This is a genomic window from Fulvivirga sp. (assembly GCF_040220315.1).
Taxonomy (GTDB): domain Bacteria; phylum Bacteroidota; class Bacteroidia; order Cytophagales; family Cyclobacteriaceae; genus Fulvivirga.
In genome coordinates, this window is sequence record NZ_JAVJUY010000168.1 from 1 (window position 1) to 4,166 (window position 4,166).

Here is a 4,166-nt window from a genome sequence, read left to right on the forward strand (position 1 = left end):
GTGGTCTAAAGAATAGGGAGTACTAAACAACACCTAAAAATGCCAACCAATCAATTTGGGTATATCCATAGCTTATTTGAAAAAGTAAAGCTAATACAACAAGTATTGTGGTTAAAAATATTAATAGCCCACCAATAGATACTAAGTGTCCTTTTAATTTTGTTTTGGAAAACAATGTGCTCTGTTCAATCAAATAAAAACCAGCTGCATTACTTCTCCAATAAATGTCGTTAACAAAATACACCAAAATGAATGCACCCAACAAGTGAAAACTTTGAGAAATAGAAGTAGCTAAAAGTCCTGAACTCGCATAGTACTGCGGTAAACGTATACCTTTATCAATTGCCGCATACATCTCCATTCCTACAAAGAACACCAACAAAATAGAAACCGCGACAATGGTAACTCCTTTAAATAAGTAGATTAAATCTTGCTTTGCAAAAGAAAGAATAGACTTAAATTCAGTTTTAAAACTAAAATCAACAGTTGGAACTTTTACTTTCGTTAATCTATGGATAGCGACTCCATCTTTTTCATCTTTTTGATTCTTTTGTGTTAGTGCTTTTTTACCTGCTTTTTTTGTTAAGGGAAAATAACGGTATGTCATCCAAAGAAAGACTAGAGAAAACAAGGCATAAATCATTCGGTTTAAAGCCAAAAATCCAGAAAATGGGGTTATAAATTCATTTTTCTGTTCTACGTTGAAATATCTAGCATCAAAAAAGTAAGCAGAAGCTCCAAAGGGATCAATAATTGAAGATAATTGTTGTATTTCAATCGATTGAGGGGTACTTCCAGCCATGAATGGTGAATTAGAAAACACCAATAAAACCATGTAAAGCACATAAAGCAATAAACCGCCTACAACTACCAATAATTTTTTACGAGTTGTATAAGCAACAATGAATAAAAAACTACATATAAAAAGGCAGTTTAACACTCCGAATATCAAAAAAGGATATAAATAAAACCACAGATTAAATCCTTCCTGCATCTCACTTCCTGTACGCAAGTTTTGACCAATCACAAAACCAACAATTAAAATGAAAAAACTGAGAAATGTTTTTAAAGTAAATGTTGAAAATTTCCCTATTAAGTAGGTCTTTAAAGAAATAGGATATGAAAATAACATAATGTCAAACCTTGTATCCCATTCTTTAAATAGAATCTCCATTGCATATAAAATGGCTAAAAATATAATTGACAAACTCAGCAATGCCATCATAAAACCAATAGTGTATGGTGAGTTCAGGTAAATACCCTCACCTGCAGTTAAATTAAATTTGTAACCACCAAACCACCCTACAAATAACAATATTGCACCTGTTAAACTTAAAACATACCGATTACCGCTATGCTTTAGTTGAAATTGAAGTATAGCATTCATAATCAACTGTTTTGAGAAAGAACATTAAAGTAAACGTGCTCAAGTATTGGCTCAACTGGCAAAAATCCTTCAGATTTCGTGGTCGAAAATATCGTGATTTGTAATTGACGTTCTATAAGTTGCTGACTGATAACATTGAATTTTGATTTGTAAACTTCTAATTCATCATTATCAATAAATTTTGACCAGATTTTACCTTCTAGTTCTTTAATTAATGCTTTTGGCTTTCCAGTTTTAAGAACCCTCTCTCGATTCATTATGGTCATTTCTGAACACAGATTTTTCACATCTTCAACCAAATGGGTCGATAAAATCACAACAACTTCACTACTAATATCACTAAGTAGGGTATTAAAACGATTACGCTCTTCTGGATCAAGCCCTGCTGTTGGTTCATCAACAATAATTATTTTAGGATTTGCAATCAAAGCTTGTGCTACTCCAAAACGCTGTTTCATACCACCCGAAAAGGTATGCACTTCCTTATCTCTAAAATCCCATAAATTTACTTTTTCCAATAGGTACCGAATCTGGTTTTGTCGCTCTGCTTTGTTGGAAACTCCTTTTAGAATTGCAATATGATTTAATAGGTCATATGCATTTACTTTAGGATACACACCAAAATCTTGTGGTAAAAATCCTAGATTTTTTTTAATATAAGCTGTGTCTTCTACTACGTCTATACCATTAAATGCAATAGAACCAGAAGTTGGTTTTTGCAAGCCCACGATTGTTTTCATTAAAGAAGATTTACCAGCTCCATTAGGGCCTAACAAACCAAACATTCCATTTTCTATCTCTAAAGAAATTCCATTAATGGCATTGTAACCGTTTTTGTAGGTTAGATTAAGATTGCTAATTTTTAAGGTGTTCATAATGTTCATTATTGATTTATTATTGATGGAATTAGTTTTGGGTTTTACGCTCAAATTGGTTTCCATTCCAAGATAGACCTGCACGCAATAGGATTAAAAACGATGTAATGAGGATTAGTCTTTTCATGCTTCAAAATTCCGACAGGAACACATGAAAAAAAATGAACTAGTTTAAGACTTTTACATTCTGTTGACTTTGGAAATAATTTTACTCATAAATTCTGGAGTAATTCCGATATGGCCCGCTAGATCCTTTTGGGTAACTCTATGGACATGTTAGGATATTTTTTTAAGGCGAGATAGGGCTCCTCTACGGTTAGGGATAAGCCATGATTGGAACGCCTGATGTAGCTTATAAGTGATCTTTGATAGAGTATACGATAAAACCGCTCAAATTTTGGGATTTCTTGAAAAAGTAAAACCTCGGTGAGATGCAACGGGTAAATTCCAGTTGCGATATGAAAGTCAATACTCCTGACTGGTGCAGTGGCAGAATGAAACTATCAGTTCCCAGAGTAGATTTAGAGGTGAGGTTCGCAGGCAAGTGACTATGGAATGCTTTAGGCCATTCATCATGCCGCATGTTAGCTGTATTTAATAAATCGCTTCATTCCTTACGCTTACCTTTAAGTTCTTAAATTCCATAAGCAGTTGTTCCCATGTATCATCATTCAAACTTCCTCCAGGATATAGAGTAGATTTATAATCCTTGGTAATAATCCTTAGAGATGTTGACATTCTATATGGGGTTTCGAATACTGCTTGTTTAATATCAGAAATTCTATATCTATGTATTCTCCAAGGCCAAACATGATTTTTAATTACTAAGAAATCTTTGTCCATATAATAATAATGTAGTTGGAAACCCATCAGGCCATAAAAGAAACCAAAGACGCATATAAATAAGATCAGATTTGTTTCGAAAGAATTGGGTGATTCTGTAGTCAAGCCTAGATAGGCAAAAAATATGACCCAGCCATAAATCATAATTCCATTAAAGGAAATGAAATGATTACCGCTGTATTTGGTCATTCCCACCGTGTTTAAAAACCCAACTTTCTCAATCTTTACCGGTATCCTTTTTCTTTGTATTATCTCAACAGGTTTCCTTATTTTGATACAGTTATTAACCTGCTCAAGAGCTCTCCTCATAGAATCCATATTTTCATAATAGAAGGCCACGATTGTTCTTTGACTTCCATTTTTTAATTTGATATGTGTCGCTTCCATCGGAGAAAATATGATGATCTTTTTACCGGTTAGTTTAATCTTGTCAACTTCATCCCACTTGATCAACTCAGATTTGAAAATCCCGCTAAATTTTAACCCATCTTCTCCAATTTGAATCGTCTTGCACATTTTAGCGTAGTGGTAAGCCATCCAAATAAGAAGTCCAATGAATACAATGCTTCCATAAATTGGAGTCTTAAAAAGACTATCTACTGTTCCTTCGGTTAGTTCCTTTATAGAAACCAACGCCAACATATATGAAAGACCACCTATAAAAAACAAGAAGAATAATGGACTAATAATAGAGTTGACAGGACTTAATCTGCTGGTTACCTTCATTGGGATTTGTAGAAATTACAGCTAACATATAGTTATAGTGCATGCGCTATAACTACTCATATCTTTTTTTAGTTAATCCTTTCAATACCAACACCTTATCGGTTTTTAAGCCACATTAAACACTTATAAACGATTAAAACGGATACGTTATCTGTATTGCCCACCTAAGATAAGCTTTTTTGTGAATTTTTGTAGTTCGAAGAAGATGGTATGGAGGGGAGTATAATCCTATACCGGCCAAAGGCCTATTATAATACCAGGTCACTCGGTAACCCCCGGTAAAACCAAGCGACTGAGTATCGTGTGGTTATTACTTTATCAACCACGTGTGGTTG

Annotated in this window: 3 protein-coding genes; all 3 read right to left on the bottom strand. The window is 33.9% G+C overall.

Going from position 1 to position 4,166, the window contains the following annotated elements; genetic code table 11:
- Positions 1 to 22: 22 nt before the first annotated feature.
- On the bottom strand, positions 23 to 1,387 hold the full coding sequence (locus RLO81_RS08160) for an ABC transporter permease (protein ID WP_350109871.1): 1,365 nt from the start codon (positions 1,385 to 1,387) through the stop codon (positions 23 to 25).
- Between the two features lie 2 nt (positions 1,388 to 1,389).
- Complete coding sequence (locus tag RLO81_RS08165) at positions 1,390 to 2,262, bottom strand: ABC transporter ATP-binding protein (RefSeq protein WP_350109874.1); 873 nt, start codon at positions 2,260 to 2,262, stop codon at positions 1,390 to 1,392.
- A 594-nt stretch (positions 2,263 to 2,856) separates the two neighbouring features.
- Positions 2,857 to 3,831: a hypothetical protein gene (locus RLO81_RS08170; protein ID WP_350109877.1), complete on the bottom strand. Its 975-nt coding sequence runs from the start codon at positions 3,829 to 3,831 to the stop codon at positions 2,857 to 2,859.
- Positions 3,832 to 4,166: the final 335 nt, after the last annotated feature.